This is a genomic window from Bradyrhizobium sp. HKCCYLS2038, from assembly GCF_051167655.1.
Classification (GTDB): Bacteria; Pseudomonadota; Alphaproteobacteria; order Rhizobiales; family Xanthobacteraceae; genus Bradyrhizobium.
Map to the genome: position 1 here is coordinate 634276 of NZ_JBNPTM010000002.1, position 19264 is coordinate 653539.

General features: G+C 65.5%; 16 protein-coding genes. 3 read left to right on the plus strand and 13 right to left on the minus strand.

The window, feature by feature from the left end; genetic code table 11:
* Positions 1–76: 76 nt before the first annotated feature.
* The 8 genes from ACQR1I_RS12050 to ACQR1I_RS12085 all read right to left on the minus strand — a co-directional run bounded on the left by ACQR1I_RS12050 (position 77) and on the right by ACQR1I_RS12085 (position 10098).
* Positions 77–1420: an RtcB family protein gene (locus tag ACQR1I_RS12050; RefSeq protein ID WP_434864808.1), complete on the minus strand. Its 1344-nt coding sequence runs from the start codon at positions 1418–1420 to the stop codon at positions 77–79.
* 253 nt (positions 1421–1673) lie between these two features.
* Positions 1674–2255, minus strand: a complete 582-nt coding sequence (locus ACQR1I_RS12055; RefSeq protein ID WP_434864809.1) for a 2OG-Fe(II) oxygenase family protein — start codon at positions 2253–2255, stop codon at positions 1674–1676.
* Positions 2256–2333: 78 nt separating this feature from the next.
* Positions 2334–3674 carry an RtcB family protein gene (locus tag ACQR1I_RS12060; RefSeq protein ID WP_434864810.1) on the minus strand — a complete coding sequence of 447 codons (1341 nt, stop codon included), beginning with the start codon at positions 3672–3674 and terminating at the stop codon, positions 2334–2336.
* A gap of 618 nt (positions 3675–4292) precedes the next feature.
* Entirely contained in the window at positions 4293–4580 is a 288-nt protein-coding gene (locus tag ACQR1I_RS12065) for a GIY-YIG nuclease family protein (protein ID WP_434864811.1), read from the minus strand.
* Positions 4581–4814: 234 nt separating this feature from the next.
* On the minus strand, positions 4815–5966 hold the full coding sequence (locus ACQR1I_RS12070; RefSeq protein WP_434864812.1) for a slipin family protein: 1152 nt from the start codon (positions 5964–5966) through the stop codon (positions 4815–4817).
* A 1027-nt stretch (positions 5967–6993) separates the two neighbouring features.
* Positions 6994–7530, minus strand: a complete 537-nt coding sequence (locus ACQR1I_RS12075) for an HNH endonuclease (protein ID WP_434864813.1) — start codon at positions 7528–7530, stop codon at positions 6994–6996.
* Positions 7531–7561: 31 nt separating this feature from the next.
* Positions 7562–7774 carry a hypothetical protein gene (locus tag ACQR1I_RS12080; protein ID WP_434864814.1) on the minus strand — a complete coding sequence of 71 codons (213 nt, stop codon included), beginning with the start codon at positions 7772–7774 and terminating at the stop codon, positions 7562–7564.
* A 1148-nt stretch (positions 7775–8922) separates the two neighbouring features.
* Positions 8923–10098 (minus strand): tlde1 domain-containing protein, encoded by a 1176-nt coding sequence (locus tag ACQR1I_RS12085; RefSeq protein WP_434864815.1) that lies wholly within the window; start codon positions 10096–10098, stop codon positions 8923–8925.
* Positions 10099–10749: 651 nt separating this feature from the next.
* Between ACQR1I_RS12085 and ACQR1I_RS12090 the strand changes: the two genes are divergently transcribed.
* Positions 10750–11550: an FkbM family methyltransferase gene (locus ACQR1I_RS12090; protein ID WP_434864816.1), complete on the plus strand. Its 801-nt coding sequence runs from the start codon at positions 10750–10752 to the stop codon at positions 11548–11550.
* Positions 11551–11558: 8 nt separating this feature from the next.
* On the opposite strand, the gene ACQR1I_RS12095 is transcribed toward ACQR1I_RS12090, so the two are convergent.
* From ACQR1I_RS12095 to ACQR1I_RS12105, 3 genes are all read right to left on the minus strand, one after another.
* Positions 11559–13076: a glycosyltransferase family 39 protein gene (locus ACQR1I_RS12095; protein WP_434864817.1), complete on the minus strand. Its 1518-nt coding sequence runs from the start codon at positions 13074–13076 to the stop codon at positions 11559–11561.
* Positions 13073–14206, minus strand: a complete 1134-nt coding sequence (locus tag ACQR1I_RS12100) for a glycosyltransferase family 2 protein (RefSeq protein WP_434864818.1) — start codon at positions 14204–14206, stop codon at positions 13073–13075. The genes ACQR1I_RS12095 and ACQR1I_RS12100 overlap by 4 nt, the downstream gene beginning before the upstream one ends.
* Before the next feature lie 268 nt (positions 14207–14474).
* The gene (locus ACQR1I_RS12105; protein ID WP_434864819.1) at positions 14475–14675 is read right to left on the minus strand and encodes a hypothetical protein; all 201 of its coding nucleotides are present in this window, start codon (positions 14673–14675) and stop codon (positions 14475–14477) included.
* A gap of 152 nt (positions 14676–14827) precedes the next feature.
* On the opposite strand from ACQR1I_RS12105, the gene ACQR1I_RS12110 reads away from it, so the two are divergent.
* On the plus strand, positions 14828–15652 hold the full coding sequence (locus ACQR1I_RS12110) for a DUF72 domain-containing protein (RefSeq protein WP_434864820.1): 825 nt from the start codon (positions 14828–14830) through the stop codon (positions 15650–15652).
* Between the two features lie 11 nt (positions 15653–15663).
* On the plus strand, positions 15664–16131 hold the full coding sequence (locus ACQR1I_RS12115) for a DUF488 domain-containing protein (RefSeq protein ID WP_434865128.1): 468 nt from the start codon (positions 15664–15666) through the stop codon (positions 16129–16131).
* Positions 16132–16135: 4 nt separating this feature from the next.
* Here ACQR1I_RS12115 and ACQR1I_RS12120 read toward each other — a convergent pair whose 3' ends face one another.
* Complete coding sequence (locus tag ACQR1I_RS12120; protein ID WP_434864821.1) at positions 16136–17821, minus strand: tannase/feruloyl esterase family alpha/beta hydrolase; 1686 nt, start codon at positions 17819–17821, stop codon at positions 16136–16138.
* 104 nt (positions 17822–17925) lie between these two features.
* The gene (locus ACQR1I_RS12125) at positions 17926–19233 is read right to left on the minus strand and encodes an adenylate/guanylate cyclase domain-containing protein (protein ID WP_434864822.1); all 1308 of its coding nucleotides are present in this window, start codon (positions 19231–19233) and stop codon (positions 17926–17928) included.
* Positions 19234–19264: the final 31 nt, after the last annotated feature.

Here is a 19264-nt window from a genome sequence, read left to right on the forward strand (position 1 = left end):
AGCCGGCCGGCGGTCGCCACCACCCCGATCAGCTGCAAGCGACGCGGCTACACGCAACGCCACGAACGATGGGCCCTCACCGCTTCTTCCGCCACGGCGCGCTGTCCTCCCAGTCGCCGGCCATGATCGAGCCGTAGGGGATCACCTCGTCGACGACTTCGCCGAGCCCGAAACGTGCGATCTGCGCCCGCACGGAGGCTGCGTTCTTGTAGGCCTGGGGCAGCTCCGACAAATCGGGCTTGCCGCAATAGAACCGCGCATCGATGCCCTCGGGCAGTTCCGGACGATGCGCGCGCAAAAACGCCTTGCGGCCGAGATTGCGGCCGGCGCCATGCGGCGCGAAGCCGAGCGCGTCCTTGTTGTCGCGATGCTTCAGGATCAGCACCGGTTCGGCCATGTTGAGCGGCACGATGGTGCGGCCATCGTCGTCGGCCGAGAAGCCCGACCAGTTCGGCGTCGCGCCCTTGCCGTGGTAGTACAGGCCATCGCTTTTCCGGAAGACGAAGTTGTGTTCGTTCCAGAACCGATCGACGACCTTGTTGCCGAGCTTCGCCGCCGCGAGATCGTGGATGGCGTGATGGTTGGCGCGCGTCCACAGCCGCGCCGTCTGCAGCGCGTCCCAATAGGCGCGGCCGTCGTCGCTCGACGCCTTGATCCAGGCGCTGTGCTCCGGGACCTTCGGCGCGTGGATCGCCGCGTGCCTGCGCGCCGCGGCCATGCCGCGCTTGTAGAGCTGCGCGCCGAGCCCGCGCGAGCCGTGATGCGTCACCAGCGCCGGCTGTCCGCTCGACTTCAGATGGCCGACGAAGGCGAAATGATTGCCGTCCCCCTGGGTCGCGAAGTGGCCGATCGCGAAGCGCTCCAATCCCTTCAGGAACGGATTGGACTCGAAGCCCTGCATCACCTCGTCCGGCGGCTGCTGCAGCCGGTCGCGTCCGCCGGGACCGAAATGGGTCACGGCGTGGACCGCATCGAGGATGCGCTTCGGATCGTCGTTGCGGCCGAACACGGTCACCGCCACCGAGCAGCAGATGTCCGAGGAGTGGAAGCCAGGGTGAATGGCATCCTCACAGGCCACCACGCCGCCGACCGGGATGGTGCCGAGCGCCGTGCCCGACGGGCAGGCGTCCGGCATGACAGCACCGGCGACGATGGTCGGCACCCGCATCAAGGCGTCCATGTGCTGCGCGACCGCCGCGACATTGGCACGCTCGAGCTCGTTCTCCGCCTCGATCAGCATCGAAAACGGCACGCCATTGGTGCGCATCAACGTCTCCGCCGGCTGCAAGGCCTGCAGCGCGATGAAGATCGCGTCGTCGTCAGCGCCATCGGCCCGCATCGCGTTGGCCGTCGCCAGCCCGTCCTTGAACCAGCGGCCAGGCTTGAAGCCCCAGGCGATCAGCGTGTTTCCGTCGATCATGGCGGGTCTCGTGTTCAGTCTGATTCATTTGTAGCCGTGGGCCACGCTCGCGTTCATTGCCGCAGCCCTCGCCTCCCTCTCCGCCGTCATTCCGGGGCGCGCGCAGCGCGAGCCCGGAATCCATAGCCACAGGCCAGGGTGTGTCGCGCGATGCGTGTGGCGCTTGTCTTCGATCCACTTCCGCTCGTGGTTATGGATTCCGGGCTCAGCCGCGACGCGGCTGCCCCGGAATGACGAGGAGAGAGCTCGCCCCTCATGTCATGCGCCGATACATCACGTCCGTTCGGAGCACGTATTTGCGGCCCCGTATCACCCGATCGCCGCGATGCATGATCGGGTGATGGAACAGCAGCGCCATGCCCTGCTCCGGCTTGATGCGCAGCGGCCCCTCCGGCATCAGGCCGGTGTCGTCACAGAACGACGTCGCGCCGCCTTCGAAATCATCGTTAAGATAGATCAGGAAGGTGAAATAGCTGCGCTCGCCGTTGTCGCGCGCGAAATGACCGTCGCGATGCCAGTCGAACTTCTGGCCGACATCGTAGCGATAGATCCGCAGCCGCTCGTTCAGCCCGACCGGTTGCCAGCGATGCTGGAACGTCGGCGCGAGGTGGCGGCTGAGCCGTTGATAAAGCGCCTGCGCGCGATCGCGATCGTCGACCATGACCCGCTCGTTGTCGCGCACGTCCTTGGCCATGATCATGCCCAGCGACGTCGAGATCGGCGCGTCCGTGAAACCGAGGGCCTCGCCCCAGTTCACATAGGCATCGCACTCCTCGGCCGAGAGGAAATTCGCGATCGTCTCGATGTAGTCGGCGCGCCAGGTCAGTTCGGTCATGATCAGATCCTCCGGAAGGTGACGGGCCGCTCGTGAGCGGCCCGTGATGTTTCGATGCGGTTTCAACCGAGCACTCGCTCAATCCTTGAACGGATCGAACTCGCCCTCGCCGGCCATCGCCACGGCGAACGGCCGCAAGGTGTGCACGACCTTCACCGAGCCTGCGTGCTCGGCGAGCACCTCGGGCAGACGGCGATAGGCCATCGGGCTTTCGTCGAGGTCGGCACCGACCAGGGTGACGCCGCGGCCCTGCAGCCATTCGTCCATCTCGGCGCGCGTGAAGCGGCGCTTCGCCTCCCTGCGGCCGAACAGGCGGCCGGCACCGTGCACGGTGGAGTACAGCGAGGCCTTCGCCTCCTCCGACTCCAGGCCCTCGATGATGACGGCGTCGTCGCCCATCGAGCCGCCGACGAAGCCGCGCTGGCCCGGAAAGGCCGGCGTGGCGCCCTTGCGCACCACCCACAGATCGCGCCCGTCGTGCGTCTCACGCCAGGCGTAGTTGTGGTGGTTGTGCACGCTGTCGGTGACGCTGCCGCCGATGATCTGGCGCACGCGCTCCACCACCCACTCGCGTCCCGCATAGGCGTAGCGCCCGGCGAGCTGCATCGCGGCGATGTAGCGCTGCCCGACCTCCGAGTCCTCGTCGACCACGGCGGGCGGCACGTTCATGCCGTCCTTGCCGCCGGCGGCCTTGAGGTAGCGCGTCGCCGAGGTGTGGCCGAGACCACGGCTGCCGAAATGCACGCCGATCCAGACGAAGCCTGTCTCGTCGCGCATCAGATCGACATAGTGGTTGCCCGATCCGACCGTGCCGAGCTGTCCGACCGCCTTCTGCCGGTACGCATCCATGTCGGACGCGCGCCAAGCATCGGCATCATCGAACAACTCATGCTCGACGCGCTCGGCGTTCTTGCGGCCGACGCCGAACGAGATCACCTTGGCGACGTCCTTGATGATCGTGCCGACCTTGTCCTCGATCGCGCTGAAGGGCGTGTCGAGCCGCACCGCCATGTTGCCGCAGCCGATGTCGAAGCCGACGCCGGAGATGCTGATCTGCTTCTCATAGGCGATCACGCCGCCGACCGGCTGCGCATAGCCGAGATGGCCGTCGGCGCAGATCACGCCGGCCACGGCGTTGCCCACGGCCATGCAGTTCTTCATCTGCGCGATGGTCGCGTCCTCGTGCTGGCCGAACACCTTCAGCGGGCTGTTCTGATACTGCGCCGCCTGCGGCCGGCTCGCCACGGTGTCCGCCAGCGCGTCGACCTCGCGCGCGAGCTGCTCCTTGCGCGCAGCATCGCGGAAGGTGCACCACAACGGCATCGCGCGCTGCCCGGGCCGCTCGACCCGCGCATCCGGATCGAGCCCGGCCTCGACCGCCAGCTGTCGCGCGCGCTCCTGATAGGGATCGGCTCTCATGTGATCCTCCTCTCTCGTCTTCGAATGCGGACCCACGAGCACCAACGCGGCGCCCGTGTGGCAGACCTGCATGGCGTGATGCCGCGCATATCAGTTGATGCAAACAGAGAGATGGATCTGATGGGGCGTCCCCGAGGGGACCTGAGCCGGACGGATCGTCTCTCTGGCCTTCAAGGCAGAGGATCGATCCGCTGCCTCGCTATGCTGCGAGCTGATTGTGACGGGATAGCGCGCTTGCCGCGGAGACCACCGGCACGCACAGGACGCGACCACGACGCCGCAGCAGCGGCAGCGCGATCTCCTCTCTCTGACGTGTGTTCGAAATCGACATGGGTCTCTCGCGGGCGGAATGCCGCCGAATGAGTTGGCGCGTGCTCTTACAGGAATTTTCGAGTTTGTAAAGTAACGACGCACACCGTCCCGCCGAAGTTCGGCACGATGTGGCGGGAAAGGAGCACTCCACTCATGGTCGTGGTTATGGATTCCGGGCTCAGCCGCTAATGCGGCTGCCCCGGAATGACGGGTGGAGAGAGCGAAGACCCTCTCCACCCGTCATTCCGGGGCTCGCGCAGCGAGAGCCCGGAATCCATACGCATTATGACAGTTTGACGCGAGCGATCAGCGACATAAGCCTGGATACAGATCATCCCAATTCGGGTTCTGCTCCTCGATCAACCGGATCTTCCAATCGCGTCGCCACTTCTTCAATTCCTTCTCGCGCGTGATCGCGGTGATCGCATCGTCGTAGATTTCGAACCAGACAAGCTTTCCGACGTCGTAGCGGGACGTGAAGCTCGGAACGGCCTTGGACCTGTGCTCATAGACACGGCGGACGAGATCATTTGTCACGCCAAGATACAGCGTGCCGTGCTTCTTGCTTGCTAGCAGATAGACATAGTACGCCATCGGACAGCCGTGGTTATGGATTCCGGGCTCATCCGCTTCGCGGCTGCCCCGGAATGACGAGGAGAGAGATTCCGCACTCTCTCCCCTCGTTATTCCGGGGCTCGCGCAGCGAGAGCCCGGAATCCAAACTCCCGAAACTCAGTTGGGATTTCAACTCTGTCTCATATCCTCCCAAATAGTCGAAAGGCCGCCCGTAGGCGGCCTTTCTCATCAGTCTATCGGCGATGCTGCAGCTCACGCCGCATCCGGCGTCTTCAGCCGGACCAGCTTTGTCAGCAGCGCATCGAGGCCTGCGCCGTCGCCGGCATGCAGGTCGATGCGGCCGACCTTCTCGACCAGGCGCTCCAGCGACTCCAGCTCCTTGAGCCGCAACAGCAGCGGGTTCTCCTCCATCAGCTTGGCGGTGTTCAGAAGCGAGCGCGTCGCCGCGGTCTCCTCCTGCCGGCGGATCAGGTTGGCCTTCGCCACCCGCTCCGCCTCCACCACCTTGTTGACGAGCTCGCGGATCTCGCCGGGCAGGATCACGTCCTTCACGCCGAGCTCCGTCACCTCCACGCCCGAACCGTCGAGCCGCGCGCGCACGTAGTCGCGCAGCTCGGCATCGAGCGAGGCCTTCGCCGCCAGCACCTCGTCGAGCGTGCGCGACGCCACCGCTTCCCGGATCGCGAACTGCACCAGCCGGTACAGCCACGCATCCACGTCAGGAGTGGTCGCCACCGCCGCCTCCGGATCGACGATCCGGCGGAACGCCGTCAAGGTCACCCGCAGCGCGATGCGATCCTTGGTCAGCATCTCCTGCGCGGTGATCTCCAGCGCGGTCGGCCTGAGATCCAGGCGCTTGACCTCGATCTTGCGGCCGACCGCCCAGAAGGCGTGCCGGCCCGGCGCGAGCCGCTCGGACAGCTTGCCGTCGACGTGCAGCAGACCGGCCTCGTGGTTCTCGACCACGACCTCGGTCACGATGCCCGGGCGGTTGCGCTCGATCATCGCCAGATGCCGCGCGCTCACGCGCACGTCGCTGGTGATGTCGATCCGCTCGACCTCGACCTGCGTCGCCACCTTCCAGTAGACGCGGGTCTGCCAGGGCGTCAGCAGGTGCGTGGGCCGGCCGTCGAGGCTGACGATCGCGATCTCATCCGCGCCCGTCTCCACTGCCGCGAACAGCTCCCCAGCGAGATCGGGCCGCGCCGCCTTCAGCACCGCGTAACGATCCGCCGGGTACTCGGCCTTGACCACGTCGAACAACTGCAACTTCAGCCGGTGCATCGGATCGAGCAGCGCATGGCGGCCGGGACCGAGCACGCGCACGAGCTGACCGTCACGCCAGACCAGCGCCCGCTCGCCATCCGCCACCGTCTGCGTCTTCATCATCACATGCCAGCTCATGGCACTCTCCTGTCACGCAAGGTCCGGCCGGATGCCGGGCCCTGCTCTGTTGGCTGCAGGCCTGCGCCCGCAGCAGTTTGAAATTCAAAGGACGTGAGGACCGGACGGCGCTTCCTGCCTGAACCGAGCGGGCCGCGGCTTGAGCGTCGCATGCGCACGGGCGCCTGCGCATCTCACGGCCGCCGAAGCGGACGTGGCGATGCGCAAGCTGTCCCGGCGATACGCGACGCGGTATCCACCGCGACACAGAGCCGGTTCTGCAGTGTCCTGATCAGGTCGCAATGTCCGAGGCATTGCCTCGGAGCAAAACGGCCGGACCGCGACTGAAGCGCGCGTCCGGTCCTCGTCGTCAGAAGAGGCGCCTAGCTTTCAAGCTATTCCGGAGCGCTGGAGCGGGAGTCGAACCCGCGACCCGATGATTCACAGTCATCTGCTCTACCCACTGAGCTATCCTTTTGCAGCAGGGCCGGCCCAAAGGGAACGGCGACCTGCAACTGCATCCTCTCTTCAGCGGAATACGCCACCGGAGACCAGCGCGCACCGGTCGGGATCTCAACGAGCCCGAACCCATGGCCGAAGCGAAGGACGCTGCACATAGATCAACTAATTTTATTATTCAAGTGCTAATTAGTAACTACATCTGAAATTCTAACTCGTTCGCTGGTCACAGACGCAAATACATCCTCGCAGTCATTCCGGGGCGCGCGTAGCGCGAGCCCGGAATCCATAACCACGAGCGGAAGTTTGTCGAATACAGGCGCCACTCGCATCTCGTGCCACATGAAAGGCTGTGGCTATGGATTCCGGGCTCGCGCTGCGCGCGCCCCGGAATGACGATGAGACCGCTGCAACATCGCATGCCGATCAACAAGCTGTCCGCCGAAGCACGAGGCAAGTGGTAGCCCGGATGAGCGAAGCGACTTCCGGGTTCACACACAGCTCACGAGAATCTGGATATCGCCCACGCCGCCGCCTATTTGGCGGCGACGTGGGCTCATCCGGCCTACATACGCGAGCAAGGAGGCAATCACCGCTCCAGCTCCACGTCCCAGTAGAGATAGTCCTGCCACGTCACGTGCAGGAAACGCGGCGGAAACAGGCGCTGTGCAGCCATCAGCTCGTGCCGCGTCGGCTCGAACGGCGGCCGCCGCGGCTTCACGTAACGCCGGTCCTTGCGCGCATTGCAGGGACTGCAGGCGGCGACGATGTTGGTCCACGACGTGTCGCCGCCATCGGCGCGCGGCACGACGTGGTCGAACGTCAGCTCGCCGTGGAGATGGCGCACTCCGCAGTACTGACATTCGAACCGATCGCGCAGGAAGACGTTGAAGCGCGTGAACGGCACGCGCATCGCCGGCCTGACGTAGTCGCGCAACGCGATCACCGAGGGCAACCGCATCGTGACGCTCGGGCTCCGCACGACGCGGTCGTACTCCGCGACGACCACGTGAGAGCCGCTGACGATCGCCCTGATCGCGTCCTCCCAAGAGACCACCGACAACGGGAAGTAGCTCAACGGCTGGAAGTCGGCGTTGAGCACGAGCGCGGGGTGTGTTGCTGACATCGCGGACCTCCTTTCCTTTTCCCTGGCAGGCTCATCGATGGCGATGCGCCTGAATACAGCTGCCTTCGTCCGGAGCGCGCTCCGGACGAACACCGTTGATGTAGTCGAGATAGATCTGGCGGGCCGCTGCCTCGCTGACGCCGCGGCACGCCATCACGATGCGCACGAAAGCGATCGCCACCGGCGAGGACAGGGCTCGCGCATGCTCGCAAATGTCGGGATCTTGGCTCGTCATGCGGGTCATCGGACCCTCCGCTCGAAATGCGGAGGGTGAGATCCCGCCGCCGGTTACGCTTCTGCTTGAATTGGGCGTCCCGATTTGCTCAGGGACAGCACGAGATAGCTTGGACCTTGACAGGCGACGCCCATGCCGAACCGATCGCGCGACCAGGTAAACGGTCGTTCGTTGGTGGCGACGTTCGCGAGATGTGAGCGTAGGCTCAACACGGTCGTGATCCTCAAGGGAGCGCCAGAATGCGGCGGTCCGATTTCGATGGGGCAGAGCTATGCGCAGAATTTTCCGAAGCCGTCAAGGCCGGAGCGTGAGGCGCGCTCGCGGCTCGCCCGCGCACCGCGACGAATTTGCAACAATCAGACTGCCCGTCGGGCAAATCAGCTGCGCAGTCTTGCTGATCAGGCAGCCGATCAGCGCCCATCGCGGGCCGCGAAACGGATGCGCGGAGAAACTCATTTGTTGAAGACGTTCAATGAGATCAGCCGCGCCAGCCGATCGGCCCGCGATTTTTCTGTTTTCAAAAATCAGAAATCATGCATCATGCCCGCGTCCCGTCCTCATGAGAGGGACGCCTCGCGATCGTCACGAACGTGGAGGGCGGGATGCGGTGGGCGCGTCGGTCGCAGCGTGATCTGATCATGCGGACGAACGATCCGGCGCGCACGGCGAAGTCGTGATGTCCTGACACCCCGACGCTGGTGTCAAGGTTGTGGAGCCCGACGTGCTCCGACCGATGGTGGCCAGACAGCCGGCGCACCAGGGAGACCACGTATAAGCCGTAAGGCCATCGCGCGGGGAATGCCGGATGATGCGGCTGAACCTGTGGTGACTGCCGCCTGCTTTCTTTTCTGCAGGCGGGCCATGGGTGAGGCCCTCACCCGGCATTCCCCGCGCCCTCTCACGATTTTCGAGGGCGATGTCGACACCAACACTCGGGCATCATCCGCCGCGAGAACGCGATGCCGTGCGTGCATCAAGCAGGATACGTAGGGTGGGCAAAGCGGCCGCCGAAGGCGGCAGCGTGCCCACCGGCAAGCAGCGTGTTGTTTCGAGAGATGGTGGGCACGGCGCCAACTAAGTGTTTTCGTGGAGCGAGAGCGGTGCCGCGCCTTTGCCCACCCTACGGGACCTGGGATCACGAGGCCCCCCAGCCCGCGTCACTCGATGCGGGCGAGCACGGCGAGCTTGCGGATGCCCTTGGTCTTGTAGGCATCGAGGAACGCGGAGTAGTCGCGGAACGACACGCAGCCGTTGGAGTCGCCGTTCGGGCCGAGCATGAAGGTGTGCGCCAGCAGGCCGTTGCGGCCGTGGATGGCATCCTCGCCGCCGATCGGATTGAGCCGCAGCGCCGGCACGCCGTGGAACAGCGCCTCGCGCGGCTTCAACTCGTAGATATGCGGCGGGGTGACACCGCGCATCTTGATCTTTTCCGAGCTCGGCTTGTCGAGGTTGTCGCCGAGGCCGGAATGCGCCTCGAGCTTGGTGCCGTCGGGCAGATACACGGCCTTGGCCGAGATGTCGTAGACCGCGGTGCTCAGGTCGTAAGGCGGCCGGCCGCCTCGGGTCGGATCCTTGGCGATGCTGGCGGTGATGTTGGCGTCAGCCGAGGCGTAGGCCAAGAGCCCGCCATCCTGGTTCTCCGGCTTGCCCCAGAGCTTTTCCTGGATCGAATGCCGTTCGCCGGCGATCGACAGCACCGCCGCCTTGGCGCGCTCGGTCATGGCGCGCAGCGAGAACCCGTTGCCCTTGGCGCCGTTGCCCTCGGCGGCCTGCGCCGGAGCGTCGGCCTGCGGCTTCGCCGGCTGCTTCGGATTGGTGTTGGCGAGCGCCAGCTGCATCGGCGGCCGGGCGTCCTTCTTCGGGGCTTCCGCGACCTTGGCAGCCTCGGCCGGCTTGGCGTCGGCGGGCTTGGTCTCGAGCAGCTTGGGCGCAGCGTCGGCGAGCCTGGGCAGCGGCGGCGCACCGGCGGCGGCGTTGGAGGCGATGCCCTGCGGCACGGCCGCGCCGAAGCGGTCGTTGAACATCTGCGGCGTAATGGCGGCGACGGTGGTCGTCGCCGGTGTTTCCGGGAAGGCCGAGAACGCATCGCCCACGGCATCAGCCGCGCTACGCGCCACGATCCGCGGCAGTGCCGGGCGCACCACGGGCTCGTCCTGCTCGATGCTGCCCAACGTCGGATAGGCGTCGGCCGCGATGATCTTGGTATAGACCAAGACGGCGCAGCCTCCGATCAGGCACGCGACAGCCGCGCCACCAATCAATTTGTGAGAGAACGCGATCAGGGAGGATTTCCTGCGGTTTCGTGCAGCCAACGCAGTTCGACTTTTACTCATTCACTCACGCCCGAACGAATACTCGAAAACTCTCACGCGATGCGTCACGGACACCCGCTTTGCATCTCGCAGAAGCACCGAGCTTCATTAAGGCGACTTTTAGTTAAATGCTGATTAAGTTTTGACGGATTAAGGGCGGGTTAACCATGAACGTCTGTTTTGCCGGCAAAGAGGGCGGAAACAGGGCAAAATTGCAGATCGAAGCAATAATGCCGCACCGGGAGATTCCGGGGCGACAGCATTCGACCTTCCGTCAAATCCGTAAAACATCGCAGATCGCGTTAACGATTGAGCTGCGACGGACCGGCGCAGTCGATGATCTCTCGTTGCGAAGCATTGGCAAGGTAAAATACGCAGTCTTCATTGATCAACGGGCCCTGCTCCCGCGCCGACCCGAGGATCTTTGCCATGCCGGTGCAAGTATTGGTCACGTAAAGGGGTGCGTGGGTCACCCCTCTCAACCGGACCGATCGGGCCAGGGGCGGTCGAGGCCCGGCAGACGCCGGCTGCGCTTGCGCAGCACCCGTAGCATTCCGGAGTCTGCGGCGCTCAGCCATGGGCGGCGGTATGGTAGCGAGCGATTCCCTGCATCACCGTGTCGGCACATCGTACCGCGTCCGCTCCTGCCGAAACGACACGAGAAGGACCTCCATGCAGATCCCCGACCGGAAGCTGGCCTTCGTTCTGGCCTCGAGCAATCACGGCACCATGATCGTCAACCGTCTCGACTATCGCATGGTCGACGCCACCCGCGGCTACGGCGTGGGCTATCAGATCCTCGAGAGCGGCGCCTTCGACCCCTCGGAGGTGCAGCTCGCCGTTCGCCTGCTCCTGGTGCGTCGCCGGCATCATGGCGACGGCGCGGTCGCGATCGACTGTGGCGCCAATATCGGCGTGCATACGATCGAATGGGCCAAGGCGATGACCGGCTGGGGCTCGGTGCTCTCGGTCGAGGCGCAGGAGCGGATCTACTACGCGCTCGCCGGCAACATCGCGATCAACAACTGCTTCAACGCGATCGCCATCCATGCCGCGGTCTCATCGGAGCGCGGCGTGCTGAACATCCCGAGCCCGAACTATCTGACGCCGTCGAGCTTCGGCAGCCTCGAGCTGCGCCAGCGCCCCAATACCGAGTTCATCGGGCAGGCCATCGACTACGCCAACGACACCGTCGAGGTGCGCAAGCTGCCGCTGGACGACTTCAACCTGCCGCGCTGCGACCTGATCAAGCTCGACGTCGAAGGCATGGAGATCGAGGCGCTCGAGGGCGCCGCGTCGACGATCGAGCGCTGCACGCCGATCATGCTGATCGAAAAGATCAAGACCGATGCCGACCAGCTGCGGCAATGGCTCGAGCGCCGCGGCTACAAGACCGTCGACGCGGGCATCAACATGGTTGCGATCCACAGCCGCGACAAGTCGATGGGGGACATCATTCCGCAGCAGGCCTGATGCGGCCGTCAGCGCTGCAGCTCCGGCGGCGGGGTGCGATCGATGACCTCGCCCTTGGGCTCCCTGAGCGCGTAGAAGGCGTAGGTCTCGATGGTCAGGGGACCGCGCATCCGCGACGCCTCGCCCACCATCTCGGCGCGGGCGAACGCGTTGGTGGTGTAGAACCGCGTTCCGATCTGCGCCTCGTCGACGAGCAGCTGCGTTCCCGCGAGCTTGGCCGGATCAGGCTCGGGAAAGTTCACCCAGCGGATGCGCTGGATCGGCTGCAGCACGCAGGTGTCCCGCGGCAGATAGAACGACAGCCACGCGGTGGTGCCGTAATCCATGGCGAGCACGCAGTTGGCCCCGGCGCGCACCCGGGCCGCTTCGATCTCTGCGGCGAGCGGCCGCCAGCCGACGCCGACGCTGCGCACGGTAGCGTCGCGCCTGTAGCCGGAGAGCAGCCCGGTATTGGCCTGCACGATCAGCGCAACGAACATCACGACGCCGGCTGGCAGCGCCCAGCGCAGGCAGAAGGCCGCCGTGCGCTGCTCGCGCGGCTTCCATGCGACGAGATGGGCGGCCGCCGCCGCGGCGACGACGAAGGCCGGATAGATCGGCGCGAACCAGTTGGCCTCGACCCGGGCATGCAGGCCGTGCCAGACAAAATAGACGACGATGACCCAGACCATAACCTCGACCAGCAGCCGCGCCGCCGCCTCGCCCGCCCTGCGCCGCGCCAGGGCGTAGAGGCCCATGAGGCCGAGGATGAAGACCAGCGGGGTCGCAAACGCGAACTGGGTCGGGATGATCTCGGCGATGTAGACGGGCCTGATGTCCTCGACCCTGGCGCGGCCGAGCTGCTTGATGAACGACACCCATTGGTGATCGGCATTCCACAAAATGACCGGCGAGAAGATCGCAAACGCCACGGCGCCGCCGAGATACGGCCAAGGCGAGGCCAGCCAATGCCGGAGCTTCGGCACGGCGACGAGCCAGATCAGGATCGCGGCGCCGAAGAACAATGCGGTGTATTTCGACAGCAGCGCCGCGCCGACCGCAGCCCCCACGGCGAGCCACCAAACGCCCCTGCCCGTCTCCAGCACCTTGGCGCAGAACAACAGCACGAAGCTCGATGCGACCAGCAGCGGCGCATCGGGCGTCACGATCAGCGTGCCGACCGCCGCCATCAGGGTGACGTTGAGCAGCAGCGCGGCGGTTGCCGCCACGCGCACGCTGCCGAACAGGATCTGCGCGGTGCGATACACAGCGTAGCTCATGGGAAGGCCAAGCAGGATCGAGGCCAGCCGCACGCCGAGCTCGCTGTCGCCGGCGACCAGCGTGCCCAGGCGGATCACGACCGCAACCATCGGCGGGTGGTCGTAGTAGCCGCCGGCGAGATGCTTCGACCACATCCAGTAATAGGCTTCGTCGAAGGTGATCGGCGTGACCGCGGCCGCGATCAGCCTGAGCACGACGAGGCCCGCGATGATCAGCCAGACGTTGCGCGCCAGGCCCGCGTCGTCGGCAGCTGCCGCAGAGGTCATCGCTTGCGCCAGACGAACAATCCGGAGATCGCGTAATTCCAGACCACGCCCATCAGCGCACCGGCGGCGCCCGCCAGCCACCAGATCGGCTCCTGGTCGTAGACCGAGAAGGCGACGCCGACATTGGCGAGCAGGCCGACCGAGCAGACCAGATAGAACGCGAGCAGGCCGCGCAGGATGGCAAAGCCCTTCAGGCGCTGGTCGCGATAGGTGAGGAAGTTGTTGAGGATGAAGTTCGAGGTCATCGCGACGAAGGCGCCGAGCGCCTGAGCCTCCGCGAACGGCATGTCGAACGCATTGAGACCGAGGAAGAGCGTCGCCAGATGCACGACGAGACCGGTGCCGCCGACCATGGCGAACAGCAGGAAGCGCAGCGACACCACGTCGTTGGTCATCTTGGCCAGCACGAGGCCGAGGAAGTCGAGCGCGACCATCGAGTCGAGCTTGCTCTCGCCATGCAGCCGCGAGCCGAACGTATAGGGCACCTCGACGGTCTTCAGCCCGCCCTCGGCGCTGGCGACGATGTCGAGCAGGATCTTGAAGCCCTGCGTGGAGAGCTTCGGCGCGATCTGCTCGAAGCGATCGCGGCGGATCATGAAGAAGCCGCTCATGGGGTCGTTGACCTCGACCTTGAGCGCGCGGCGCGCGATCTCGGTGGCGAAGGCGCTGGCGCCGGCTCGCTTGCTGTCGAAGCTCGCGGCGCTGCCGCCCTCGATGTAACGGCTGCCGACCACGAGCTCGGCGGCGCCGCTCTGCAGCAGCGCCAGCATCTTCGGCAGCTGGGTCTCATCATGTTGCAGATCGGCGTCGATCACGGCGGCATACGGCGCACTGGCCGCCAGGATGCCCTCGATGCAGGCGCCGGACAGGCCGCGGCGGCCGATGCGGCGGATGCCGCGCACCCGGTTGTCATTGCGCGACAATTCGCGCACCACCTGCCAGGTGCCGTCGGGCGAGTTGTCGTCGACGAACACCACCTCCCACGGCACGTCCTTGAACGTCGCCTCCAGCCGCCGGTACAGCGTGGTGACATTGTCGCGCTCGTTGAAGGTCGGCACGACCACCGAAACAACCGGAATGTCAGAGGTTTGCAGCGGCACGGGCGGGGCCGATCGGATGGCATCGTTCATGGTGCGGATGCGTATATCCGCCGCACCCGGCACTGCCAAGCGCAACGGCCCCCGGACAGCGGCAAAAAGCCTGGTGTGGTGCCGCCGGGCATCGCACAGCCCAAAAATGCCAACGACCACAAACAAAGGGCGCGCGTACATCCGGCGCAACCGCTCTGCCGTGGTCGTCTCGGTGCCGGAGCCGATGAAGCTCGACGTCACCGTCCCTACCCAGATGGGGTGCCCCAGCCGGAATTCAAGGCTCCCCGTGTTGGGATAGTTTCTTGGGCTAGTTCGGAACCTCACGGACCACCGGTCCCCGCACCGCCGGTGCGACCGGAACGGTCTGCACGGGGGTCTGCGGCACTTCGACCTTGGCCGGCTGCCTATGGCCGGCCATCGGCCCGACCGGAACGAAATAGAACGCCGACGCAAGCACGGCCGCCGCAACGATTGCGCCCAGCAGGCCGCCGACAGATTCCGCTCTCATTGCCATGTCTCCCCTTCCCGGCCCGCGTCCTGAATACACGACGCCCGGGACGGCTGGAAGAGCGGCAGCGCAACACCGTGGCAACTGGCCAGGACTGCCGCATTTGACTACTGTCCTCGCTCCAATACCTCTCGTCAGCAACGGAACTTCCGGTGAGCAAAGCGCCTGCACGTGCCTCGCAATCCAAGAGCCAGATCTATATCGGCATCGGCGGCTGGACCTTCGCGCCGTGGCGCGGGGTATTCTATCCGGACAAGCTGCCGCAATCGAAGGAGCTCGAATACGCCGCCTCCAAGCTGACCTCGATCGAGATCAACGGTACCTATTACGGCTCGCAGAAGCCGGAGAGTTTTCGCAAATGGGCCCGCGAGGTGCCCGACGGCTTCATCTTTTCGCTGAAGGGCCCGCGCTTCGCGACCAATCGCCGCGTGCTCGCCGAGGCCGGCGATTCCGTGAAGCGCTTCTATGACACCGGCGTGCTCGAACTCGGCGACCGGCTCGGCCCGGTGCTGTGGCAGTTCGCGCCGACCAAGAAGTTCGACGAGGCCGATTTCGGCAAGTTCCTGGAGCTGCTGCCGCGCGAGCTCGACGGCCGCAAGCTGCGTCACGTCGTCGAGGTCCGGCACGACAGTTTCTGCGTGCCCGGCTTCGTCAAGCTGCTGCGCGAGTTCGCGACGCCGGTGGTGTACGCCGAGCATGGCAAATATCCGGCGATCGCCGACGTCGCTGGCGACTTCGTCTATGCGCGATTGCAGAAGGGCAACGACGAGCTCAAGACCTGCTATCCGCCAAAACAGCTCGACGCCTGGGCCAAGCGGCTGCAGCTGTGGGCCGCCGGCGGTGAACCGGATGATCTGCCACGGGTTGATGAGACATCCGCAAAGAAGACGCCGCGTGACGTGTTCGCCTACGTCATCCACGAGGGCAAGGTGCGCGCGCCGGCCGGCGCCATGGAATTGATCGAACGGGTCAGCTGAGGTGCGTCATGATGGCCAAAACCAAGAGCACGACGCTGTTCACCATCGGCTATGAGCACACGCCGGCCAAGGCCGTGCTCGACGAGCTGCAATCGGCCGGTGTCAAGCTGCTGGTCGATGTCCGCGCGGTGGCGGCGTCGCGCCGGCCGGGCTTTTCGAAGAGCCAGCTTGCCGCGGGGCTCGACGAGCGCGGCATCGGCTATGTCCACCTGCGCGGCCTCGGCACGCCGAAGGAAGGCCGCGAGGCGGCCCGCAGAGGCCACTACGATACGCTGCACAAGATCTACAGCGCGCATCTGAAGACGCCGCAGGCCAAGGAGCAGATGGACGAGCTGGCGTCACTGGTGAAGAGCGCCGGCCCGGTGTGCCTGCTCTGCTACGAGCGCGACCACGCCCATTGTCACCGGCAATGGATCGCCGAGATCATCGAGAAGCGCGACCAGGTCCGTGTCGAGAACCTGGTCGCGCCTCAAGTCTGAGGCGTCACTCCGCGGCGCAGGTGAACGACGAGGCCTGCTCGACGTCGCCGCTGACGTATTTGGCGAATTTGGGCCACGGGCACAGCGGCCGGGTGCGCTGCGGAGTCCAGTTCGCGGGCACTTCCTTGTTGGCAGCATTTACCGAGGCCGTGATCGCCTCCGGCGCCTTGCCCTTCTCGACCCAGTCCATCAGCGCGCCCAGCGCATCGAACTTCTCCAGCGTGATGCCGCCGCCGCAATGGGTCTCGCCGGGCAACGCAAACAGGCGCGCGAAGCCATCAGCTTTGCCCTGCACATTGGCGTTGAGCTTCTCGTACCAGTCGATCGTGTCGTTCACCGAGAACACCGGATCGGCCTGACCGTGATAGATCAGCATCTTGCGGGAGCCGTTCTGGAACGCCGGCAAGGTCGGGTTGTCGACCGCAGGCGGGGCCATGAAATCCATCGCCGACTCCGTGAACGTGCCGTCCTTGGCGTAGATCTTCGGCGCATCCTTGTCGAAGTCGAAGGCCTTAAGCTTCTCGACCAGCTTGTCGGGCGAGCCTTCGACTTCCACCGGCGGGGTGGAGAAGATGTAGTTCAGCGAGGCGCCGCCCATGGTGGCGATGATCGGAAGGTTGTTCCAGGGCGCCACCGGGCTCTCGACCTTCCAGGCCCGCCAATTGCCGGTGCCGACGCCGCCATCGGCGGGCCAATCGGAATACAGCGGCTCGCCCTTCGAATTGCGGGGCCCGGCGAAGATCGTCTTCAGCGCATCGACCTTGGCAGCCGGCAGGCACGCGTCGGTCGCGCCCGCCGCGCAGCGCAGGCTGTCGAAGCTGAACGCCTTCTGGCAGGCCTTGAGGTTCGCCGTCAGCCCGTCCTTGGCGCCGTCGAGGCCGTCGCAGACCTCGATGATCTTGGACGAGATCAGCTTGGCGTCCTCGCGCGTGATCGATTTGCGGATGTCGGCATCGGCCTTGGTCAGCGCCTGAACGTCCCAGGCGTGCTGGACCGCGGCCCGCGGCAGGTTGAAGCCGGGATTGCCGACCAGGAAGCCGTCATATTGCTCCGGCATGCGCTCGGCAGCGACCATGGTATGGCGGCCGCCATTCGAACAGCCGGCAATATAGGAGTAGTCCGGCTTCTTGCCGTAGTGCGCCGAGATGATCGCCTTGGCGATCGGCGACAGCGTGACGTCGGCCGCGTAGCCGTAGTCACGGCGCGCCTGCGGATCCATGCCGAAGGCGGAGCCTGCCGCAAGACCGCGCGGCTTGTTGGCAGGGTCATTGCCGGAGTGGCCACTATCCGACGACAGCACGGCAAAGCCGCGGGCGAGCGGCGTCACGCCGCCGCTGACGAGGCCATCGGCCTTGTCGCCGAGCGCCGGTACCACCACGCCGTCATTGCCGCCATTGACCTGGTGCAGGAAACGACCGTTCCAGGTCTCCGGCAAGCGGATCTCGAACTGGATGGCGTAGGCGTGGCCGTCGGCACCGGTGCGCTCGTTGACCTTGCCCGAGAGGATGCAGTGTCGCGGCAGCCCGTCGGCGGCCTCCTGCAGCTTGGATCCGGTCAGGACGAGCCCCGGCACCTTCAGCGCCTCGGCGGTCACCTGGCTGCAGCTCGCCTCCTCGGCTTGCGCGGAGCCGGCGGTGACTGCGCAGACGAGGCTCAGTCCAGCCACCAACGAGGTCCTGGTTCGGATCATGCATTTCCCCCTGAATTGCTGTTCGTTGGCGCGCAGTTAAACGCGGCTCTCGCCCAATGTAAATCGCCCAGGTCGATCGCCTCCCGCCATCCTGAACGAACGGTCTACTGCAATTGCCAGACCTCGAACGGCCGGTCGTATCCGCGCACCGACACTTCGCCGTGGAAAACGGCATCGCGGGCCCCGTCCCCCACGGCGTGGCGCACCTCGCTCGATATCAGAAGTTGCGAGTCGAACTCCTTGTTGAGCGCCTCGAGCCGCGAGGCGAAGTTCACGGTGTCGCCGATGACGGTGTATTCCTTGCGCCGCGGCGAGCCGATGCTGCCGGCGACGACCTCCCCGAGATGCAGACCGATCCCGAGCCGGAGCGGCCAGGACGACGCCGCATTGACGCGCTCCATGGCGGCCACCATCTCGCGCGCCGCAGCCACCGCATGCACGGCCGCGTCGCGAGACTCGAACGGGGCGCCGAACAGCGCCAGGAAGCCGTCGCCGAGAAACTTGTTCACGATGCCGCCGTGACGCTCGAGAATCTCGACCAGCACGGCGAACGCACCGTCGAGACGATCGACGATCTCCTGCGGCGCCTTGGAGCGCGAGGCAGCGGTGAAGCCGCGGAAATCGACGAACATCACCGCGACCTCGCGGATGTCGCGTGGCTCTGCGCTCCCTTCCTTCATCAGCCGTTCGACCACCTGCGGCGAGACGTGTTGGCCGAACAGATCGGTCACGCGATCGCGCGCGGACGCGGCCTCGATGCTCGCAGCGAACTGGCGCCGCAGCTGCACGCTGACGGCGCCGGCCAGGATCCCGCACAGCAGGATGATGAAGCTGCGCTCGCCGTGATAATAGATCTCCGGATTCTGGCTCACGTCGACAGACGGCCTGTCCATCAGGGCCACAATCAGCAATTCTGCTGCGGCGACCAAACCGGTGAAGCTGGACAACCAGAAGTCCAGACGCAAGGTCGACAGGATGATGAAGATGAAATAGACCAGCGGCGCGCCGAAGCCGAGGGCCCGGTCGCGGCCGATGCCCTCGATCTGCAATATGAGCACGAGGGTAGGCATCGACGTCTCGATCACCGCGCTGACGTAGCGCAGGAACGTGGGAGGATCACCGCCGAGGCGGATGTTGGCCTTGATTCTGGACAGGACCAGAAGCTCGAAAGCAACGAAGCAGCCGATGATCACGTAGACGTTGAGGACCCCGACCCGGCTAGGCCAGATCCATTCCAAGATCCTCGGTTCGATGATCTCGACCAACGCCGAGGTGACGAGGAACAACCCCGCCGTCGCGATCAACGCCTTGACCCGCAGCAGCTCGGTGTTCAACGTCTGGCGCATCAGCGCTTTGTTGAACTCCGACGCCGCCGCCGCGCCGTTCCCCTTGCCAGCCCCCGCGAACTGCATCTTGCCTCAGCCGATCTGCCACGCCGCCGAC

Coding starts and splice junctions, on each gene's coding strand:
- ACQR1I_RS12050 (WP_434864808.1), bottom strand. CDS start 1,420: ATGATCGACGGAAACACGCTGATCGCCTGGGGCTTCAAGCCTGGCCGC.
- ACQR1I_RS12055 (WP_434864809.1), bottom strand. CDS start 2,255: ATGACCGAACTGACCTGGCGCGCCGACTACATCGAGACGATCGCGAAT.
- ACQR1I_RS12060 (WP_434864810.1), bottom strand. CDS start 3,674: ATGAGAGCCGATCCCTATCAGGAGCGCGCGCGACAGCTGGCGGTCGAG.
- ACQR1I_RS12065 (WP_434864811.1), bottom strand. CDS start 4,580: ATGGCGTACTATGTCTATCTGCTAGCAAGCAAGAAGCACGGCACGCTG.
- ACQR1I_RS12070 (WP_434864812.1), bottom strand. CDS start 5,966: ATGAGCTGGCATGTGATGATGAAGACGCAGACGGTGGCGGATGGCGAG.
- ACQR1I_RS12075 (WP_434864813.1), bottom strand. CDS start 7,530: ATGTCAGCAACACACCCCGCGCTCGTGCTCAACGCCGACTTCCAGCCG.
- ACQR1I_RS12080 (WP_434864814.1), bottom strand. CDS start 7,774: ATGACCCGCATGACGAGCCAAGATCCCGACATTTGCGAGCATGCGCGA.
- ACQR1I_RS12085 (WP_434864815.1), bottom strand. CDS start 10,098: ATGAGTAAAAGTCGAACTGCGTTGGCTGCACGAAACCGCAGGAAATCC.
- ACQR1I_RS12090 (WP_434864816.1), top strand. CDS start 10,750: ATGCAGATCCCCGACCGGAAGCTGGCCTTCGTTCTGGCCTCGAGCAAT.
- ACQR1I_RS12095 (WP_434864817.1), bottom strand. CDS start 13,076: ATGACCTCTGCGGCAGCTGCCGACGACGCGGGCCTGGCGCGCAACGTC.
- ACQR1I_RS12100 (WP_434864818.1), bottom strand. CDS start 14,206: ATGAACGATGCCATCCGATCGGCCCCGCCCGTGCCGCTGCAAACCTCT.
- ACQR1I_RS12105 (WP_434864819.1), bottom strand. CDS start 14,675: ATGAGAGCGGAATCTGTCGGCGGCCTGCTGGGCGCAATCGTTGCGGCG.
- ACQR1I_RS12115 (WP_434865128.1), top strand. CDS start 15,664: ATGGCCAAAACCAAGAGCACGACGCTGTTCACCATCGGCTATGAGCAC.
- ACQR1I_RS12120 (WP_434864821.1), bottom strand. CDS start 17,821: ATGATCCGAACCAGGACCTCGTTGGTGGCTGGACTGAGCCTCGTCTGC.
- ACQR1I_RS12125 (WP_434864822.1), bottom strand. CDS start 19,233: ATGCAGTTCGCGGGGGCTGGCAAGGGGAACGGCGCGGCGGCGGCGTCG.